17 protein-coding genes are annotated in these 18,216 nt (G+C 68.7%); 9 read left to right on the plus strand and 8 right to left on the minus strand.

The window, feature by feature from the left end:
* From FM112_RS08700 to pknB, 6 genes are all read left to right on the plus strand, one after another.
* A partial coding sequence (locus FM112_RS08700; RefSeq protein WP_140400633.1) for an FHA domain-containing protein occupies positions 1-349 on the plus strand: 349 nt, incomplete at its 5' end.
* On the plus strand, positions 349-1,605 hold the full coding sequence (locus tag FM112_RS08705) for a PP2C family serine/threonine-protein phosphatase (RefSeq protein ID WP_087006550.1): 1,257 nt from the start codon (positions 349-351) through the stop codon (positions 1,603-1,605). The genes FM112_RS08700 and FM112_RS08705, both read left to right, overlap by 1 nt.
* Positions 1,583-3,013: an FtsW/RodA/SpoVE family cell cycle protein gene (locus tag FM112_RS08710; RefSeq protein WP_087006552.1), complete on the plus strand. Its 1,431-nt coding sequence runs from the start codon at positions 1,583-1,585 to the stop codon at positions 3,011-3,013. Before FM112_RS08705 ends, FM112_RS08710 begins: the two co-directional genes overlap by 23 nt.
* Entirely contained in the window at positions 3,010-4,470 is a 1,461-nt protein-coding gene (locus FM112_RS08715; protein WP_087006554.1) for a penicillin-binding protein 2, read from the plus strand. The genes FM112_RS08710 and FM112_RS08715 overlap by 4 nt, the downstream gene beginning before the upstream one ends.
* The gene (locus tag FM112_RS08720; RefSeq protein ID WP_087006556.1) at positions 4,467-6,305 is read left to right on the plus strand and encodes a protein kinase; all 1,839 of its coding nucleotides are present in this window, start codon (positions 4,467-4,469) and stop codon (positions 6,303-6,305) included. Before FM112_RS08715 ends, FM112_RS08720 begins: the two co-directional genes overlap by 4 nt.
* A gap of 111 nt (positions 6,306-6,416) precedes the next feature.
* Positions 6,417-8,243 carry a Stk1 family PASTA domain-containing Ser/Thr kinase gene (pknB, locus tag FM112_RS08725; protein ID WP_140400634.1) on the plus strand — a complete coding sequence of 609 codons (1,827 nt, stop codon included), beginning with the start codon at positions 6,417-6,419 and terminating at the stop codon, positions 8,241-8,243.
* 136 nt (positions 8,244-8,379) lie between these two features.
* Here the strand turns inward: pknB and FM112_RS08730 are convergent, their stop codons facing one another.
* Both FM112_RS08730 and FM112_RS08735 read right to left on the minus strand, forming a co-directional pair.
* Positions 8,380-8,574 (minus strand): hypothetical protein, encoded by a 195-nt coding sequence (locus FM112_RS08730; RefSeq protein WP_087006559.1) that lies wholly within the window; start codon positions 8,572-8,574, stop codon positions 8,380-8,382.
* Positions 8,574-9,386: a class E sortase gene (locus tag FM112_RS08735; RefSeq protein WP_087006561.1), complete on the minus strand. Its 813-nt coding sequence runs from the start codon at positions 9,384-9,386 to the stop codon at positions 8,574-8,576. Before FM112_RS08735 ends, FM112_RS08730 begins: the two co-directional genes overlap by 1 nt.
* A gap of 31 nt (positions 9,387-9,417) precedes the next feature.
* On the opposite strand from FM112_RS08735, the gene FM112_RS17565 reads away from it, so the two are divergent.
* Complete coding sequence (locus FM112_RS17565) at positions 9,418-10,134, plus strand: cell division protein CrgA (protein WP_254910426.1); 717 nt, start codon at positions 9,418-9,420, stop codon at positions 10,132-10,134.
* A 193-nt stretch (positions 10,135-10,327) separates the two neighbouring features.
* Here the strand turns inward: FM112_RS17565 and FM112_RS08745 are convergent, their stop codons facing one another.
* Both FM112_RS08745 and FM112_RS08750 read right to left on the minus strand, forming a co-directional pair.
* Complete coding sequence (locus tag FM112_RS08745) at positions 10,328-11,221, minus strand: rhomboid family intramembrane serine protease (RefSeq protein WP_176386757.1); 894 nt, start codon at positions 11,219-11,221, stop codon at positions 10,328-10,330.
* A gap of 25 nt (positions 11,222-11,246) precedes the next feature.
* Positions 11,247-11,786: a peptidylprolyl isomerase gene (locus tag FM112_RS08750; protein ID WP_087006565.1), complete on the minus strand. Its 540-nt coding sequence runs from the start codon at positions 11,784-11,786 to the stop codon at positions 11,247-11,249.
* A 138-nt stretch (positions 11,787-11,924) separates the two neighbouring features.
* Here FM112_RS08750 and FM112_RS08755 point away from each other — a divergent pair, with 138 nt between their 5' ends.
* The gene (locus tag FM112_RS08755) at positions 11,925-12,548 is read left to right on the plus strand and encodes a hypothetical protein (protein ID WP_087006567.1); all 624 of its coding nucleotides are present in this window, start codon (positions 11,925-11,927) and stop codon (positions 12,546-12,548) included.
* Positions 12,549-13,310: 762 nt separating this feature from the next.
* Here the strand turns inward: FM112_RS08755 and FM112_RS08760 are convergent.
* The 4 genes from FM112_RS08760 to FM112_RS08775 form a co-directional block, all read right to left on the minus strand.
* Positions 13,311-13,781, minus strand: a complete 471-nt coding sequence (locus FM112_RS08760) for an NUDIX hydrolase (protein WP_087006570.1) — start codon at positions 13,779-13,781, stop codon at positions 13,311-13,313.
* A 52-nt stretch (positions 13,782-13,833) separates the two neighbouring features.
* Positions 13,834-14,502 (minus strand): methionine ABC transporter permease, encoded by a 669-nt coding sequence (locus FM112_RS08765; protein WP_087006572.1) that lies wholly within the window; start codon positions 14,500-14,502, stop codon positions 13,834-13,836.
* A complete protein-coding gene (locus tag FM112_RS08770) occupies positions 14,502-15,542 on the minus strand; it encodes a methionine ABC transporter ATP-binding protein (protein ID WP_087006574.1) in 1,041 nt (346 codons plus the stop codon). Before FM112_RS08770 ends, FM112_RS08765 begins: the two co-directional genes overlap by 1 nt.
* Positions 15,543-15,654: 112 nt before the next feature.
* Positions 15,655-16,557 carry a MetQ/NlpA family ABC transporter substrate-binding protein gene (locus FM112_RS08775; RefSeq protein ID WP_087006576.1) on the minus strand — a complete coding sequence of 301 codons (903 nt, stop codon included), beginning with the start codon at positions 16,555-16,557 and terminating at the stop codon, positions 15,655-15,657.
* Positions 16,558-16,671: 114 nt separating this feature from the next.
* Here FM112_RS08775 and FM112_RS08780 point away from each other — a divergent pair, with 114 nt between their 5' ends.
* Positions 16,672-17,535: an NAD(P)-dependent oxidoreductase gene (locus tag FM112_RS08780; RefSeq protein WP_087006578.1), complete on the plus strand. Its 864-nt coding sequence runs from the start codon at positions 16,672-16,674 to the stop codon at positions 17,533-17,535.
* Positions 17,536-18,216: the final 681 nt, after the last annotated feature.

Here is an 18,216-nt window from a genome sequence, read left to right on the forward strand (position 1 = left end):
GGCCCGCCCGAACCCGACACCGCAGTCGGCGCCGGCCCCTCCCCCGGCCAACGGCGAGGACCCGCTCAAGCGGCTCGTCATCACCTCCGGCCCCAAGCGCGGCACGGAGATCGAGCTCGGCAGCGAACCGCTCTCGATCGGCCGGGCACGCGACTCCGACGTCATGATCCAGGACGACTACACCTCCACCCGCCACGCCCGCCTCCTCAACTGGGACGGCGCCTGGATGCTCCAGGACCTCGACTCGACCAACGGCACGTTCATCAACGGCGAGCGCGTCACCCAGCCGGTCGAGCTGCGCCGCGGCGTCTCCGTCCGCATCGGCACGACCACGTTCGAGCTGCGTTAATGACCAAGGTTGTTCGCGCCGGTGCGGTGTCGCATGTGGGCCGGGTCCGTGCCAATAATCAGGACTCCGGCTTCATCGGCAAGCACGTCTACGGCGTCGCGGATGGGATGGGCGGCCACGCCGGAGGCGACGTCGCCTCCTCCATCGCCGTCAAGTACCTCGCCGAGCAGGACCGGCAGTTCGACACGGTCGAGGAGGCCGAGCGCGGCCTGACCGACGCCCTCCACGAGGCGAACGAGCTCATCACCGACGCCGTCGACGAGCACAGCGAGCTGCGCGGCATGGGCACCACCGCCGACCTCATCACGCGCGTCGGCGACCAGATGGTGATCGCCCACATCGGCGACTCTCGCGTCTACCGCTTCCACGACGGGCAGCTCGAGCAGGTCACGGTGGACCACACGTTCGTCCAGCGGCTCGTGGACGCGGGCCGCATCACCCCCGAGGAAGCGCTCGTGCACCCGCGCCGGTCGGTGCTGATGCGCGTGCTCGGCGACGTCGAGACCGAGCCCGACGTAGACACCTACGTCTACCCCGCCCTCGACGGCGACCGCTGGCTGCTGTGCTCCGACGGCCTCGCCAGCTACGTGGACGAGAGCAAGATCGCCACGGTGCTCGGCCGCAGCGTCGAATCCTCCCGCGAGGTCGCGGACGACCTCGTGCAGCTCGCCCTCGACAACGGCGCCCCCGACAACGTCACCGTGGTGGTGCTCGAGCTCGGCGCCCGCACGCTCGAGCCCATGCGCAGCCGCATCGTCGGCGCCGCCGCGAATCCGCTCCGCTACGCCTCCCGCGCCCCCCGCCGCCCCAAGCGGCTGCTGCCCGATGTGCTGCAGTCGAGCCGCCGGCTCGCGCAGCTCCCCGAGCGCGAGGAGTACGTCCCGCCCAGCGACGAGTTCCTGCAGCAGCTCGTCGACGAGGAGCGCAAGCGCAAGCAGTTCCGGCGCCTCACGTGGGCCGGAGGCGCGCTCGTGCTGCTCGCGGTCATCGCGGGCGCGGTGCTGCTCGCCTACAACTGGACCCAGGGCCAGTACTACGTCGGCGAGTACGAGGGCCACGTGGCGATCTTCCAGGGCGTCCACGCCTCGCTGGGGTCGATCGACCTCTCCTCGCTCGTGGAGCAGACCGACATCCGTCTCGAGAACCTCCCCGCGTACCAGCACATGCAGGTGAACTCGACCATCGCGTTCGGCTCGATCGAAGAGGCGCAGGCGCTCGTAGAAAGGTTGGAGGATGCAGCAGACAGCCGCAGCTAGTTCCCCCGCCAACTCGGCCGGCGCAGCCCTCCCCAAGGGCCGTTCGGAGCGCAGGCAGGGCCTGCGCAACATGGAGCTCGGGTTCCTGATCTTCGCCTACGCGATCGTGCTCGCCGCGCTCCTGCAGGTGCAGCTCGGCGTCACCGGCGCCTTCGACGTGAAGGTGCTGACGCTGCTCGGCTTCGTCGCCGGGCTCACCCTCGCGATGCACGTCGTGCTGCGCTTCCGGGCGCCGCAGGCCGATCCGTTCCTGCTGCCGATCGCCACGGCGATCAACGGCATCGGCATCACGATGATCTATCGCATCGAGCTCTCCGGCTACGAGGCGGCGGCCGGCGCCTCCAACGCGCAGATCATCTACACCGGCGTGGGCGTCGCGGTCGCCATCGTGGTGCTCTTCCTGCTGCGCAACCACCGCGTCCTGCAGCGCTACACCTACCTCTTCGGCCTCGCCTCGCTCGTCCTCCTGCTGCTGCCACTCGTGCCCGGCATCGCCGCCGACAACGAGAGCGCGCGCGTCTGGATCCGGATCGGCCCCTTCAACTTCCAGCCCGGCGAGATCGCGAAGATCACGCTCGCGATCTTCTTCGCCGGCTACCTCGTGACCGCGCGCGACTCGCTCTCGATGGTGAGCCGCCGGTTCCTCGGCATCATGAACCTGCCGCGGATGCGCGATCTCGGCCCCATCCTCATCGTGTGGGCCGTCTGCATGGCCATCCTCGTGTTCCAGCGCGACCTGGGCACCTCGCTGCTGTACTTCGGCCTCTTCCTCGTGATGATCTTCGTCGCGACGGGCCGGATCTCCTGGGTCGTCATCGGCATGGGGCTCTTCCTCGGCGGCGCCGTGGTCGCCGCGCTCAACATGAGCTACGTCAAGTGGCGCGTGGATGCGTGGCTCGACCCGTTCAGCGCCGAGCACTACGACGCGATCGGCGGCAGCCACCAGCTCGTCCAGGGCCTGTTCGGCCTCGCGAACGGCGGCCTGCTCGGCACCGGGCTCGGGCAGGGCCACCCCGAGGTCACCCCGCTGCCGCACAGCGACTTCATCGTCACCTCGCTCGGCGAGGAGCTGGGGCTCGCGGGCCTCTTCGCGATCCTCGCGCTCTACCTGCTGCTCGTGGCCCGCGGATTCCGCATCGGCCACCTCGGCGGCGACGACTTCGGCCGCCTGCTCGCGACGGGCCTCTCGTTCGTGATCGGCCTGCAGGTCTTCATCGTCGTCGGCGGCGTGACCCGCATCATCCCGCTCACCGGCCTCACCACGCCGTTCCTCGCCGCCGGCGGCTCGAGTCTGCTCACCAACTGGATCATCATCGCGATCCTGCTGCGGCTGAGCGACACCGTGCGCACCTCGGGCTCGCCTCTCGGCTCCGGTGCCCCGGCCCCGACCAAGGGAGGTTCCGCATGAGCCGCAATATCCGCGTCGTCGGCATCCTGATGCTCGCGATGTTCCTCGCGATGTTCAGCTCCTCGACCATCATCCAGATGATCCAGGCGCCGAACCTCAACGCCGACCCCCGCAACACCCGCACGCTCATCGCGAGCTACGAGATCGCGCGCGGGCCGATCCTCGTCGACGGCAACCCCATCGCCTACTCCGAGCCCGACGGCACGGACTACATGTACCAGCGCATCTACACGGAGGGCGAGCTCTACGCCCCCGTGACCGGCTACTACTCGGCGAACCAGGGCTCGACCAACCTCGAGTCGGCGATGGACGCGGAGCTCTCGGGCCGCTCGGACGCCCAGTTCTTCTCGAGCCTGAGCAACCTGTTCACGGGCGAGCAGCAGGCCGGCGCCGCGATCGAGACCACGATCATCCCCGTCGCGCAGGAGGCCGCCTGGAACGCGCTCGACGGCCGCCCCGGCGCGGTGATCGCGTACAACCCGGAGACGGGCGCGATCTACGCGATGGTGAGCACCCCCTCCTACGACCCCAACAACCTCGCGATGCACGACGACGCCGAGATCCTCGCGAACTACAACGGGCTCCTCAACGACCCCTCCAACCCGCTCTACAACCGCGCCACGGCGGGCAACATGAACCCTCCCGGCTCGGTGTTCAAGCTCGTGATCGCGGCCGCGGCCCTCGAGGAGGGCATCGCCACGATCGACGGCGAGCTCGACAACCCCGCCGAGTGGACCCTTCCCGGCTCCACCGCGAAGGTGTACAACCCCAACCACGGCCAGACCTGCGGCTCCGGCGACACGACCTCGCTGCGCACCGCGATCGAGTTCTCCTGCAACATCCCGTTCGCCCAGCTCGCGGTCGAGCTCGGCGACGAGAAGATCCGCGAGATGGCCGAGGCCTTCGGATTCAACCAATCCTTCAGCGTTCCGTTCGACAGCGCCGCGAGCGTCTATCCGACGACTACACTCGATGATGCGCAGACCGCGCTGACCGGCTTCGGCCAGTACGAGGTCCGCGCAACCCCGCTGCAGATCGCGATGATTTCAGGAGCCATCGCGAACGGCGGCGAACTCATCCAGCCGACGCTCGTGGACCAGGTGCTCGCACCGAACCTGCAGGTGCTGCAGGGTCCGCAGATCGAGTCCGTCGGATCGCCCATCTCGGCGGAGACCGCCGAGGCGCTCACCTCCATGATGCAGGACAGCGTGTCGAGCGGCGTCGCGTCGAACGCGCAGATCTCGGGGATCGATGTGGCGGGCAAGACCGGCACGGCTGAGAATGGTGAAGGTGAGCCGTACTCGCTATGGTTCACAGGATTCGCCGAGACGGATGACGAACAGGTGGCGGTCGCGGTCGTCCTCGAGGATGGAGGCGGCATGGGCCAAAGCGGAACGGGAAACGGCCTCGCGGCTACGATTGGACAGCAAGTGATTAAGGCGGTGCTTGAGGTATGAGGCCTGGGCAGGGTGTCACGTTTGGTAACCGATACCAACTCGGGAGCCGCATCGCCATCGGCGGCATGGGCGAGGTCTGGGAGGCCACCGATCTGGTGATCGGCCGCCAGGTCGCGATCAAGATCCTCAAAGACGAATACATGGGCGACCCGGGGTTCCTCGAGCGCTTCCGCGCCGAGGCCCGCCACGCCGCGCTCGTCAACCACGAGGGCATCGCCAACGTCTACGACTACGGCGAGGAGAACGGCTCCGCCTACCTCGTCATGGAGCTCGTGCCCGGCGAGGCGCTCTCGACCATCCTCGAGCGCGAGCGGGTGCTGCCGGCCGACCAGGTGATGGACATCGTCGCGCAGACGAGCTCCGCGCTCTCGGCCGCCCACCGCGCCGGGCTCGTGCACCGCGACATCAAGCCCGGGAACCTGCTCATCACGCCGGACCACCGGGTCAAGATCACCGACTTCGGCATCGCCCGGATCGCCGACCAGGTGCCGCTCACGGCCACCGGCCAGGTGATGGGCACGGTCCAGTACCTCTCCCCCGAGCAGGCCTCCGGCCACCCCGCCACGGCGGCCACGGACATCTACTCGCTCGGCATCGTCGCGTACGAGTCGCTCGCCGGCCGCCGCCCGTTCACGGGCGAGTCGCAGGTTGCCATCGCGATGGCGCACATCAACGACGACCCCTCGCCGCTGCCCGTCACGGTGCCGGAGCCCGTCCGCAACCTCGTGATGGCGTCGATCGCCAAGGATCCGAAGGACCGCCCCGAGTCGGCGGATGCATTCTCGCGCGCCGCGGCCGCCCTGCGCGACGGCCAGGTGCAGCGGGCCGCGCAGGCGGTGCCCGCGGTGCTCGGCGAAGGGGTCGGCACGGCCACCGCGCCGCTCGACCGCACGCAGGTGCTGTCGGACGAGCGCCCCACCACGGTGCTCTCGGGCACCGAGCCGACCAGCACCTTCGACGACCTGCTGCAGCAGAACGACGAGCAGACGGCCACGAAGGGCCTCGCCGCGCCCACTCCGGAGGAGGAGGAAGAGGCCGAGAAGAAGAAGTCCGGCCAGTGGCGCTGGTGGCTCGTGGGCGCCATCGCGCTGCTCGCGATCGCGCTCGGCATCCTCGGCTTCGCGCTGCTCAACTCCGGCGAGCCGGAGCCCACGCCGACGCCCTCGCAGACGCAGGTCGAGACCCCCGACCCCGAGCCCACCGAGACGGAGCCCGCCTCGGTCACCATCAACGCGGACGAGTACGTGGGCATGACCTACGAGGAGGCCGCCTCGCGCCTCACCCAGCTCGGGCTCGTCCCGGTGCGCGTCGACGGCAACGCCGCGCCCTCGCAGTCCGATGTGGGGCGCGTGCACGAGGTCAACCCCACCGGCAACGTCGAGCCGGGTTCGAGCGTGCAGCTCACCGTCTACACGGATGTGCAGACGCCGGATGCGCCGCCGGTGCCCACCGTGCAGATCCAGGGCAGCGACGTGATCGTCCAGCTGCAGAGCCAGTGCCCTCCCGGCCAGAGCTTCGACGGCTTCACGATCGAGTACTCGTGGGCCGGCGTCGGGACCACCACCGAGCAGACGACCGAGACCTCCTTCGGCGTCTCGATCCCCGACGGCGCGACGCGGGTGGACGTGCGGTACCAGCAGACCTGCAACGGCACCGCCTCGTCCTTCTCGGAGACCGCCTCGGTCGACACGCCGCCGCCCCCCGGCAGCGACGCCAACGCCAACGGCGGATCGGCCGACCAGGACGGGAACGGCAGCTCCTTCGGCAACCAGGACCCGAACGCGAACGAGAGCGCCGACCCGGAGGCAAGTGCCGACGCGGATACGGAAGGATAACGACTAGTACATCCTCGTGCGGATTTCGCGAGCGATGAGCGAAGCGGCCGATAGACTGGGCACTTCGCCATCGTCCGTTCGTGACATCAGCACCCCCGAGGAGTTCGACTCGTGATCCAGGCTCAGCGCACGCTAGCCGACCGCTATCAGATCGGTCGACGCATTGGCCGCGGCGGCATGGCGGAGGTCTACGCCGCCATCGATCAGCGGCTCGGGCGGCGCGTGGCGGCCAAGCTCCTGCACACGAACCTCGCGACCGAGTCGGAGTTCCGCAAGCGCTTCCGGCAGGAGGCGCAGGCGGCCGCCCGTATGACGCACCCCACCATCGTGCGGGTCTTCGACGCCGGCGAGGACACCTTCGTGCGGGACGACGGCTTCGAGATCGTCGTGCCCTACATCGTGATGGAGTACATCGACGGCCGTCAGCTCGGGCACATCATGGCCGAGGGCGAGCTGCCCTACGACAAGATCGAGAAGTACATGTCGGGGCTGCTGACCTCGCTCGAGTACTCCCACCGCGCGGGCGTGGTCCACCGCGACATCAAGCCCGCGAACGTGATGATCACCACCGCGGACGAGGTCAAGGTCACCGACTTCGGCATCGCCCGCGCCATCTCCGATTCCGCCGGAACCATCGCCCAGACCACCGCGATCCTCGGCACCGCATCCTATTTCTCGCCAGAGCAGGCCCGCGGCGAGCAGGTGGACGGCCGCACGGACCTCTACTCCGCCGGCGTCGTGCTCTACGAGATGCTCACCGGGCGGGTGCCCTTTCAGGGCGACTCGGCCGTGGCGGTCGCGTACCAGCACGTCACCGAGCCGCCCCGCCGACCGAGCGAGCTGAACCCCAAGGTCACCGCGGCGCTCGACGCCGTGACGCTCAAGGCCCTGGCCAAGCGCCGCGAGGACCGCTACCAGACCGCCGCGGAGTTCCGCACCGACCTCGTCAACGCCTTTCAGGGCATCGCCCCCTCCTACACCGCCGGCGCGGCCGAGGAGACCCCGACCGAGCTGTTCGGCCCCGGCCCGACCGCGGTGGACGCCACCGAGTCTGCCCTCGAGTCCATGGACACCGAGGACGACCGGGCGCCGCAGGTGCAGCGCCGGCCCCCGGCCATGTGGATCTGGGGCGCGGCGGGGCTCGTCCTCGCCGTCGTGATCGGCGTGCTCGTCTGGGTGGCGCTGCTGCCCGACGAGGGGCAGATCCCCTCCGCGAGCGTGACCGTGCCAGACGTCGCCGGCATGCACAAGGATGAGGCGATCGCGGAGATCGAGGGCGCGGAGCTGCAGTTCGAGATCCAGACCGCCACGAGCGACGAGGTCGAGATCGACCACGTCATCGAGCAGACCCCGCCGGCGGAGGCCTCGGTCGACCGCGACACCGTCGTGACTATCACGGTCTCGGTGGGCCCGGAGTCGATCAACGTGCCGAACCTCTCCGATATGACGGAGGACGAGGCCCGTGATGCGCTCGAGGCCGTCGGGCTCTCGCTCGGCTCGGTGTACCGGGAGGACTCGCCGGCGGTCGAAGCCGGCCTGGTCATCCGCAGCGAGCCCGGCATCGGCCGTCCGGCCTCGCCCGGCGCCTCCATCGACATCTACGTCTCGAGCGGCCAGGTCACGCTCCCCGATCTGCGCGGCGAGCGGCTCGCGGATGCGGAGGAGATCGTCGCCGACCTCGGCCTCATGGTCGACCGGCAGGAGGACTTCACCTGCCTGGCGGAGGACGGCCTGCCCGTGACGAACATGACCGTCGCGCCCGGCAAGGTCGATCAGGGCTCCGCCGTCGGCCTCGTGTACTGCGCCCTCGAGGACCAGCCCGCGCCGCCGCCCACCGAGGACCCCAACCCCTCCGATGACCCGGACGCCGGCCGCGATCCCGAGGCTGCGGCGGATGCCGATGCGGCCGCCGAGGGGGACCCCGAGGGCGAGGGCTGACCGGCTGAGGCGCTGCAAGTCGGCGCCGCGACATCCGTGCTCCACGACGAACGCGACCACTCCCGGCGAGTGGTCGCGTTCGTCTTTCGCGCCGATGAGTCGGGTCGGCCGTGCGGACGGCGGGTCCGCCGGCGGACTACTCGATCGAGGACGTGTCGAGCATCCCCATCGAGATCGTGATGTCGCCGGTATTGGGCAGCACGATGTTCTCGTCGACCCACGGGAACACCCACGTGGCGAGCGCGTAGAGCACCGCCGCGATGAGCACGAGGTAGACGAGCAGCTTGATCGGCCAGGGGCCGGGGATCGCACGCCAGAGCGCTCCGTACATCAGAGATCGCCTCCCGTGTCGTTGCCGTTGTTCTCCGAGCGCGCCTCGAAGATGTGCGCGATCTCCTCGGGCGGCCCCTCCGAGCGGGGCACGAAGTCCACGAGCACCGTGTAGGCCACCTGCCGCTCGAGCGAGGAGGTGTAGATCGGGTTGCAGGTCTGCAGGATCATGATGCGGTCCTGGCCCGTCTCCTCGGGGAAGCGGGGGACGTCCGAGAGGATCGACACCTCGGTGGGCGCCACGTACTCGCCCGACCGATAGGTGTAGACGTACCAGCCGTCCACGGTCTCGATGTAGATGTTGTCGCCGACGGAGAGATCCGGCACCTCCTTGAACGCGGATCCATAGCCCCAGCGGTGGCCGGCGATGACGAAGTTGCCGACCGAGCCCACCGGGTCCGTCTCGGGGTAGTAGCCGACGTACTGGTCCAGCACGCCCCAGAAGGAGGTGCCGGTCGCGATGGTCCGCGAGAAGTCGCCCTCCCAGGCCGGCACGTAGATCACGGCGAAGGGCACGCCCTCCTCCGTGGGCGCGGGGCGGATGGGGATGCCGTCCTCATCCAGCTCGGGCGCCTCGCTCTCGTCGTACTGCTCGGCGAACTGCTGGCTGAGCTCGTGCCCCGCCTCGTTCTGCTCGTTGCCCGTGAGGCCGTCGAAGTAGAAGTACTTCCAGCCGATGAACAGCAGCAGCAGCGCGCCGACGGTGAGCAGCATCTCGCCGAGCACACCGGTGACGGTGACCTTCGGGCGCCGCTTGGGTTTGGACCAGCGGCCGGACTTCATCCGAGCCCGATCATGTTGCGCAACTGCCATGCATTTAAGTGTATGTCGCTAGGATTAAGTCATGCCCAAGGAGACTGCCTCAACGCCTGCCGAGAACGAGTTCGACGAGACCATCGAACCCGAGCAGGACGACACCACCACGACAGCCGACGACGCCGAGCCGGACGAGGCAGCCGAGGCGACCGACGCCGCCGAGGACGCGGACGAGGAGGACTCGGAGGACGCCGATTCCCAGGACGAGGAGTCGGAGGTCGACGGGGACGCCGAGGCCGACGAGGTATCTGAAGCCGACGACGAGTCCGAAGCCGCCGCGGCGAAGACTTCGAAATCCCGGTCGTCGAAGTCGAAGTCCGAATCCTCGAAGTCGAAGTCCGCCAAGTCCAAGGCCGACCGCGCCGAGCAGGACGAGAAGCTCTCCGAGAAGGAGCGCATCCGCCGCTCCAAGGAGATCGCCGCCCGGGCCAGCGGCAAGAAGGGCAAGGCCACGCCCAAGCGCCCCTCCAAGGCATCGGCCAAGGCCGCCGCGGAGGCCGACAAGCGCTCGACCATGACCAAGGAGCAGCTGCGCCATTCGGATCGCAAGCAGACGGCCGAGGCGGGCAACCCGGTGTGGTTCAAGCCGATCATGTTCGGCTTCCTGCTGCTCGGCTTCCTCTGGATCCTCGTCTACTACCTGTCGCAGGGGTACTTCCCCATCCGGACGCTCGGCGACTGGAACATCCTCGTGGGCTTCGGGATCGCGATGGTCGGCTTCCTGATGATGACCAACTGGAAATAGCCCTCGAGTTATCCACAGGGGCGTGAGTCGAGACTCACGAATTGTGAATTACACGGCTGTAATTCTCCCCAGGTGTGCATAACCATGTGGATAACTTTGCACGGCGTTGTGGGCAATCCTCCCGGATCTGTGGAGGATCCGTGGAAATCGCTGCGGCCCCGGGGGATCCCCGGAGCCGCAGCGCGTTGCAGGACTATGCCCCGATGACCCCGAGCGAGCCCAGCAGCGGCGGCAGCGCGACGCACAGCGCGCCGATGAGGATCTGCGCCCAGAGCCCGAGCGTGCGCCGGAGCGACTTGCCGTAGTCGGAGAAGTTCAGCAGCGCGCAGATGCCGCCCACGATGAAGCCGCCGAGATGCGCCTGCCACGAGATCCCCGGGTTCATGAGGGCCATGACCACGTTGATGCCGATGAGCACGAGCATGGGCGTGACGTCCTGCCGCTGCTTGCGCAGCACCACGAACCACGCCGCGATGAGCCCGAAGATCGCGCCCGAGGCGCCGACCACCCATGTGGTGGGGGCGAGCACCGCCACGGCGAGCGAGCCGCCGAGCGCCGACACGAGGTAGAGCACGAGGAAGCGCAGCGAGCCGAGCAGCGGCTCGAGCGCGCGGCCGAAGATCCAGAGCGTCAGCGCGTTCATCACGAAATGCATGATGCCGCCGTGCAGGAACGCGGAGGTGAGCATCCGCCAGGGCTCGAAGGCGGTGGCGCCCGTGGCTGTGACGTGCTGCAGGTCGGTGTACTGCGGCGAGTACGCGGCGAGCTGGAAGATGACCGACCGGCCGCCGATCCCCGTCAGCCAGTCGAGCAGCCCGACGACCACGAGGAGGCCGATCAGCGTGTAGGTGACCGGCGAATCCGCGCCGATGAAGCGGGAGCGGATGGAGCGGCGCGGACGCTGAGCCTTGAACTTCGCCTGGCCTTTGGCCAGGCACTCGGGACAGATCACCCCGACCGGGGCCTGCGTCTGGCACTCCGGGCAGATGGTCCGGTGGCAGCGCTGGCAGAGCGTGTAGCTCTCGCGCTTCTTGTGGCGGTAGCAGTAGTCGTCGGCGTTGCGCCGGCTCCCGGTCGGGGTGGTCATGGGTGTGCGATCGGCTCCCGGTCCGCTAGAGCTGCTCGACGGTGGTCGACTCGATCACGACGTCCTCGAGCGGACGGTCGCGGCCGTCGGTCGGCACGGCGTTGAGCTCGTCGACGACGCGCTTCGAGGCCTCGTCCGCGACCTCGCCGAAGACGGTGTGCTTGCCCATGAGCCAGTCGGTGGCGCCGGTGGTGATGAAGAACTGCGAGCCGTTGGTGCCGCGGCCCGCGATCTTGCCGGCGTTCGCCATCGCCAGCACGTAGGGCTGGTTGAAGTTGAGCTCCGGGTGGATCTCGTCGTCGAAGGTGAAGCCGGGGCCGCCGGTGCCGGTGCCGGTGCGGTCGCCGCCCTGCAGCATGAAGTCGCCGATGATGCGGTGGAAGACGACGCCCGAGTAGTAGGGCTCCTGCTTCTTCTCGCCGGTCTCGGGGTCGGTCCACTCGAGGTCGCCCGTGGCGAGGCCGGTGATGACCTTCACCGTGTTCGGCGCGTGGTTGCCGAAGAGGTTGAGCTTGATGTCGCCGTGGTTGGTGTGCAGCGTCAGTACTGCGGTCGCGTTACTCATGGGGATAATCCTCGCACAGGCACCCGACTCCGCCGGTGAAGTTCACTGGTGGCGCAGATTCAGGAAGCGCGCAATGCCGCGTGACAAGATGCTTGTTGGAATCCAGCAGGAAATCGCATGTAGATGCCGGAGGTAGCAATGGCACTTTCAAGGAAGAACAAGCGCAAGCTGAAGCGTCTCCGCAGGGATGCCGACCGGCTCTGGAGCGAGCAGCAGACGGTGCTGAGCAAGGCCCGCGAGCTCGGCGGCCGGGGTCTCGAGTCCGCGCGCGACTATGCGGACGACCAGGTCGTCCCCGCGGTCCGCAAGACGGTCGACACGAACATCCGTCCCGCGTTCGATCGCGGCGTCGAGACGGGCCGCAGCGCCCTGCACACCGTGGAGAAGACCCTGCAGCGCAACGTCCTTCCCGCGATCGCCCAGGCGGGCGGCAACGTGACCGGCGCGGTGCGCGAGTTCGTCGACTCGAACAAGACCATCAAGCAGGTGCAGTCCCGTGGCGAGAAGATCGCGAAGAAAGCGAGTGAACGAGTGAACGAGGCCCGTAAGCAGCTGGAGAAGGAAGCCAAGAAGGCCGCGAAGCAGGCGAAGAAGGATTCGAAGTCCGGCCCCGGCGTCGGCGGCTGGTTCCTGATCGGCGCCGGCGTCGCGGCGCTCGCCGCAGTCGGCTACGCGCTGTGGCAGACCTTCCGCGCCGACGACGACCTGTGGATCGCGGACGAGGAGCTCGACGCCCCCGTCGAGTCGGTGACCCGCGACTAGGCGTCCGCGCAGGCGCCCCGAGCGTGAAGGCGGCCCCCGGAGATCCGGGGGCCGCCTTGTCTTTCCGGCACGACCTCTCGGGCCCGCACGGCACCCCGACGCGCATGGCACCCCGACGCGCACAGCATCCCGCCACGCATCATCCGCCCGCACAGCATTCCGCCACGCACGGCAAGCACCCGCACAAGCAAGCACCCCTTCAGGGACGAATAGCCGCGCCACCCCGCATCCGTGGACGCGCGGGCCATGCACCCCAAACCGACCCACGTCTAATCCTGCCGCGCACGAACACGCACCCGCTCAGAGACGAATAGCCGCACCACCCCGCATATGTGGATGCACGGGCCATGCACCCCAAACGCAATACTCCCCAAGGTGCTGGCCACCGACATCCGGCGCGGCGGTATCCGACCAGCCTGCGGCAGCCGGCCCCATAGCGACGCGCCGGGGATGAATAGCCCGGCCAACCAACATCCGTGGATGCCACGGCTATTCGCCCCAAACCCGCAGCACGCTCCCAAGGTGCCGGCAGCCGGCCAGCCCGCCACCGGCATCCGGCCGCAGCGACGCATCGGGGGTGAATAGCCCCGCCGGCCGGGATAGGTGGGCACCTCGGCCATACGCCCCAGACAAGCTGGACGTCTCGCCCCAGGCGAACCGAACCTAAGGCCAGCCGAACCCGAAGGCCGAGCCGGGCACCACAACCGAGCCGGGAACGCGCCCGCCAAGACGCCGACGAGAACGCCGGCCGACCCGACCGCGCTACCGGCGTCGCCGCGGCAGCCGCTCGAGGTGCCCGTTGCGCGGGCGCTCGTGGTAGAGGCGCATCGCGACCTTGACGAGCGAGACCGTCTGCAGGGTCTTCACCTCCGAGAGGTCGAACCACTTGGCCTCATCCGTGGTGCCGTCGACCTCGTGGCGCAGCTCGCCGCCCACGATGCTCGCCAGGTAGACGATGCGCACGTTCTGGAGCGGTGCCTCGGCGGGCTTGCCCGCGCGTTTGCGGTTGCGCGCGTTGACCACGATCGAGTCGACGCCGAGCATCTGGTCGATCGAGGCCTCGTAGCCGGTCTCCTCGCGGATCTCCCGGACGGCGGCCTCGTACGGGTCCTCCCCCGCCTCGATGCCGCCGCCCGGCAGCGTCCAGCCCGACCGGCCGTGCGCGTTCCAATGAGCCAGAAGGATCTTCCGGTCCTGGACGATCACCCCGTAGGCACCGACGCGGAATCGCAATTCGACTCCTTTCGGCGCGGGCTGTGGACAATTGCTCCAGTCTACGCGTTTCCTACCTGCGCATCGCCTTCTTCGCGAGCCAGTTGCCGAGGAACTGCACGACCTGCACGATCACGATGATGAGCACCACCGCGGCCCACGTGACCCACGGGTTGAACTGGCGGTAGCCGTACTGGATCGCGAAGTCGCCCAGACCGTTGCCTCCGACGTAGCCGGCGACCGCCGACATGTCGATCACGGCCACGAAGGCGAAGGTGTAGCCGAGGATGAGCGGCCCGAGGCCCTCGGGGATCACGACGGTGACGAGCGTGCGCAGCCGACCGGCGCCGCTCGCCCGGGCGGCCTCGACGACGCCCGCGGGCACCGTGACGAGGCTCTGCTCCACGAGCCTGGAGATGCCGAAGGTGGCCGCGAAGGTCATCGCGAAGATCGCCATCGGATTGCCGATGCCGACGCCGATGATGGCCCGCGCGAAGGGCTGCAGCGCGGCGAGCAGGATGATGAAGGGGATCGGCCGGAACACGTTCACGATCACGTTCAGGACGTTGAAGATCCACTTGTTCTCGAGGATGTTGCCGGGCCGGGTGGCGTACAGCGTGACGCCGAGCACGAGGCCGATGATGCCGCCGAAGACCATCGCGAGCGCGACGAGCCACAGCGTGGTCGCGAGCTCCTCGGGGAGCTTGTCGAGCAGGTCGACGAGACGATCGAAGTTCTCCATTACTCCGCCACCTCCTCGAGGGTCTTGATGCTGGCGATCTGCGCGACCTGCGCGATCGACTCGCGCACCTTCGCATCCTCGCCGAGCAGCTCGAAGGTGAGGTGGCCGAAGCTGCGGCCGCCGAGCTCGTTCATGCCGCCGTAGACGAGCTGGGCCTGCGTGCCCGGTCCGATGAGCCGGCTGAGCACCTCGTGCGGAGCCGTCTGGTGGTCGTCCACGCTCACGGTCACGAGCGTGCCCCGATGGCGGGTGCGCAGCTCCTCGAGCTCGCGGTCGCTCGGGGTGCCGGCGATGATCGTCGACACGAAGCGCGCCGTGGCGCGGTGCCGGGGGTTCGAGAAGATGCTGAACACGTCGCCGTGCTCCACGACCTTGCCGTGCTCCATGACCGCGACCTTCGTGCCGATGCGCTTGATCACGTCCATCTCGTGCGTGATGACGACGATGGTGATGCCGAACTCGCGGTTCACGAGCTGGAGGAGGTCGAGCACGTCCGCGGTGGTCTGCGGGTCGAGCGCACTCGTGGCCTCGTCGGCGAGCAGGATCTTCGGCGAGGTGGAGAGCGCGCGGGCGATCCCGACGCGCTGCTTCTGGCCGCCCGAGAGCTGATCGGGGAAGGAGGTCGCCCGGTCGGAGAGCCCCACGAAGTCGAGCAGCTCGGCGACCCGCTTGTCGCGCTTCGCCTTGTCGACCTTGGCGATCTTCATGGGGAAGGCGACGTTGGCGGCGACGTTGCGCGAGTTGAACAGGTTGAACTGCTGGAAGATCATCCCGATGTCGGTGCGCACCGCCTGCAGCTTCGACTCCCCGAGCCGCGTGATGTCGGTGCCGTCGATCTCGATCGATCCCGACGTGGTGGGCTCGAGGGCGTTGATGAGCCGCACGAGCGTGGACTTGCCCGCGCCCGAGTAGCCGATGACGCCGTAGATGTCGCCCGCCTCGATGTCGAGCGAGACGCCGTCCACGGCGCGGGTGGGGTCGCCGCCCCGCTTGGGCGAGGGATACTCCTTCACCACGTCCCGCATTGCAATGATCGCCATTCGTCTTCCTTCCCAGGCGGCCGTTCAGGAACGACCGAGCACCCGGCGCCGTTCGGCCGCCGGGTGCTCGGTCGGGATAAGTGGGTGCATTCGCGTCGGCGGGTGGTGCCGGCTACTCTGCCACGTCCTCGATCTCGTGCATCTGCTCGATGAGCTCGTCCGCCGGGATCTCGACCATCTCGGCGGTGTCGCCCGAGGCGTCGAGCACGCCCTGCTGGACCTCCTCGTTGGTCTGGTAGATCTCGACGAGCTTGTTGAGCGTCGGATTGTCGAGGTCCGCCTCCTTGACCGCGAAGATGTTCACGTAGCCGAAGGCTGCCGGGTCGCTCGGGTCGTCCTGCGCGATCGCCTGGTCCTCGGTGAGGCCGGCGTCCGCGACGTAGTCGTTGTTGATGATGCCGGCGTCGAGGTCGGGCAGCGAGGCGGGGATGAGGTCCGCGTTGAACGCCTCGACCTCCACCTTCGACTCCTCCGCGATAATGTCGTCGAGGCCGGAGTAGGGGTTGCCGCCGCCCTCGAGGGTGATGAGGCCGGCCGACTGCAGCACGAGCAGTGCCCGGGCCTGGTTCGTGGTGTCGTTCGGCACGCCCACCTTGCCGCCCTCGGGGATGTCCTCCACCGAGTCGTGCTTGGTCGAGTAGAGCGCGAGCGGGTAGATCGCGGTGGAGCCGATCGGCACCAGCGTGTCGCCCGCCTGGTTGTTGTACTCGGCGAGGTAGATGACGTGCTGGAACTGGTTGATGTGCAGCTCGCCGGCCGAGAGCGCCGGGTTGGGCTGGTTGTAGTCGCCGAAGTCGACGATCTCGAGGTCGATGCCCTCGGCCTCGACTGCCTGCTCGTAGGTCTCCCAGTACTCCTCGCCGGCGCCGACGACGCCGAGCTTGATGGTCTGGCCCTCGTACGGGTCGCTGCCGTCGCCGGATGCTGCGGGGTCGGAATCGCCTGCGCAAGCGGCAAGGCTGCCGACCAGTGCGAGTGCGCCGGCTGCGGAGAGCAGCTTCGTGATGCGTGCCATTTCGGGTCCTCTCGGTATCACAGGCGCGCGCGAATACCGCCGCGCCAACGGGTTAAGCGTACGGACTGGCCGGTTCAGCGGAAAGTTCCAGTTCATTGCGCGTAATATTCGCGGATGCTGTCGACGAACGACTCACTGCAAGGGCGCACCATCCTCATCTCGGGAGGGAGTCGCGGCATCGGCCTGGCCATCGCGAAGCGCGCCGCCGCCGACGGCGCGAGCATCGCGCTGCTCGCCAAGACCGCCGAGCCGCATCCGCGCCTCGAGGGCACGATCTACACCGCCGCCGAGGAGATCGAGGCCGCCGGAGGCCGCGCCCTCCCCATCGTCGGGGATGTGCGGGAGGAGGAGAGCGTGCGGGAGGCCGTCGCGCGCTGCGTCGAGGAGTTCGGCGGCATCGACGTCGTGGTGAACAACGCCTCGGCCATCAACCTCGAGCCCTCGGCCGAGATCCCGATGAAGCGCTACGACCTCATGCAGCAGATCAACGCGCGCGGCGCCTTCCTGCTGACCCGCACGGCGCTGCCCCACCTGTGCGAGTCGGCGGATCCGCGCATCCTCTCGCTCTCGCCGCCGCTGAACCTCGCGGAGCAGTGGCTGGGCGCCTTCCCCGCCTACATGCTCGCGAAGTACGGGATGACCCTGGCGACGCTGGGCATCGGGGCCGAGACGAGCATCCCGGCGTCGTGCCTGTGGCCGCGGACCACCATCCGCACCGCCGCGGTGATGAACGTGATCGGCGGCGAGGAGCTGTACCGCCGCTCGCGCACCCCGGAGCTCTACGCGGATGCGGCGCACCTCCTGCTGACCGGGCCGGGTGCCGCGATGGCGGGCCGGACGCTGCTGTGCGAGGACGTTCTGCAGGAGGCCGGAGTGACCGACCTGGGCCCCTACTCCCCCGGCGTCGACGCCGCCGAGCTCGCGACGGATGCGTTCGTGGACTCCGCCGAAGGGCCGTCGCCGTTCGGCCGGATGTGATCCGCAGCACGCAGGGATCGGGCTTCGTCCCGCCCCGCCCCGGCTGACCGGCCGGGTGCCCCTCTGCACTGGTGAGTTCCCGCCCGCTCGCACTCCGCGGGCGCTGCGGGTTCGCCCCGCAGTCGCGGGCCGTGCCCCACCCGGCCTGCCCGCAGCGCGGCCTCCGGCCACTCGTTTGCCCAGACGCTCGATCGCCCCGCCACCCGGTCGCCCCGCCGCCCGATCGCCCGACCGCCCGGTAGCCCGATCGCCCCATCGCCCGGCCACTCGATTGCCCGCCACTCGATTGCCCGGCCGCCCGATTACCCGGCAGGCCGTCAGCCCGGCAGCCCGATCGCTCGGCCGCTCGGTTACCCTGCCGTCCGATTACCCGGCCAGTCGTTCGTCGGCTTGTCCGATTGCCGAGACCGGATATGTGATTATCCGAAGCCCGGTTGCGGATATGAGGCATACGCGGTTGGGCCCGGATGTGAGGCGAACGCGGGGTAACCCACGGTCTAAACCGACACCAGCCGCACATCCCCGCCTCGACCCGACATACGCCGCACATTCCCGAGCGAACCCGTCATTTCCCTCACATCCGGAGCAGCAGCAGCGAATCTCTCACATGCAGCACGGCGGGTGGGCAGGATGCGTGCGCTTCCGTCGTACATCCCCGCCGCGATACTCCGCCCCGGCAGG

The sequence above is a fragment of the Gulosibacter sp. 10 genome (assembly GCF_900163695.1).
Lineage (GTDB): Bacteria > Actinomycetota > Actinomycetes > Actinomycetales > Microbacteriaceae > Gulosibacter.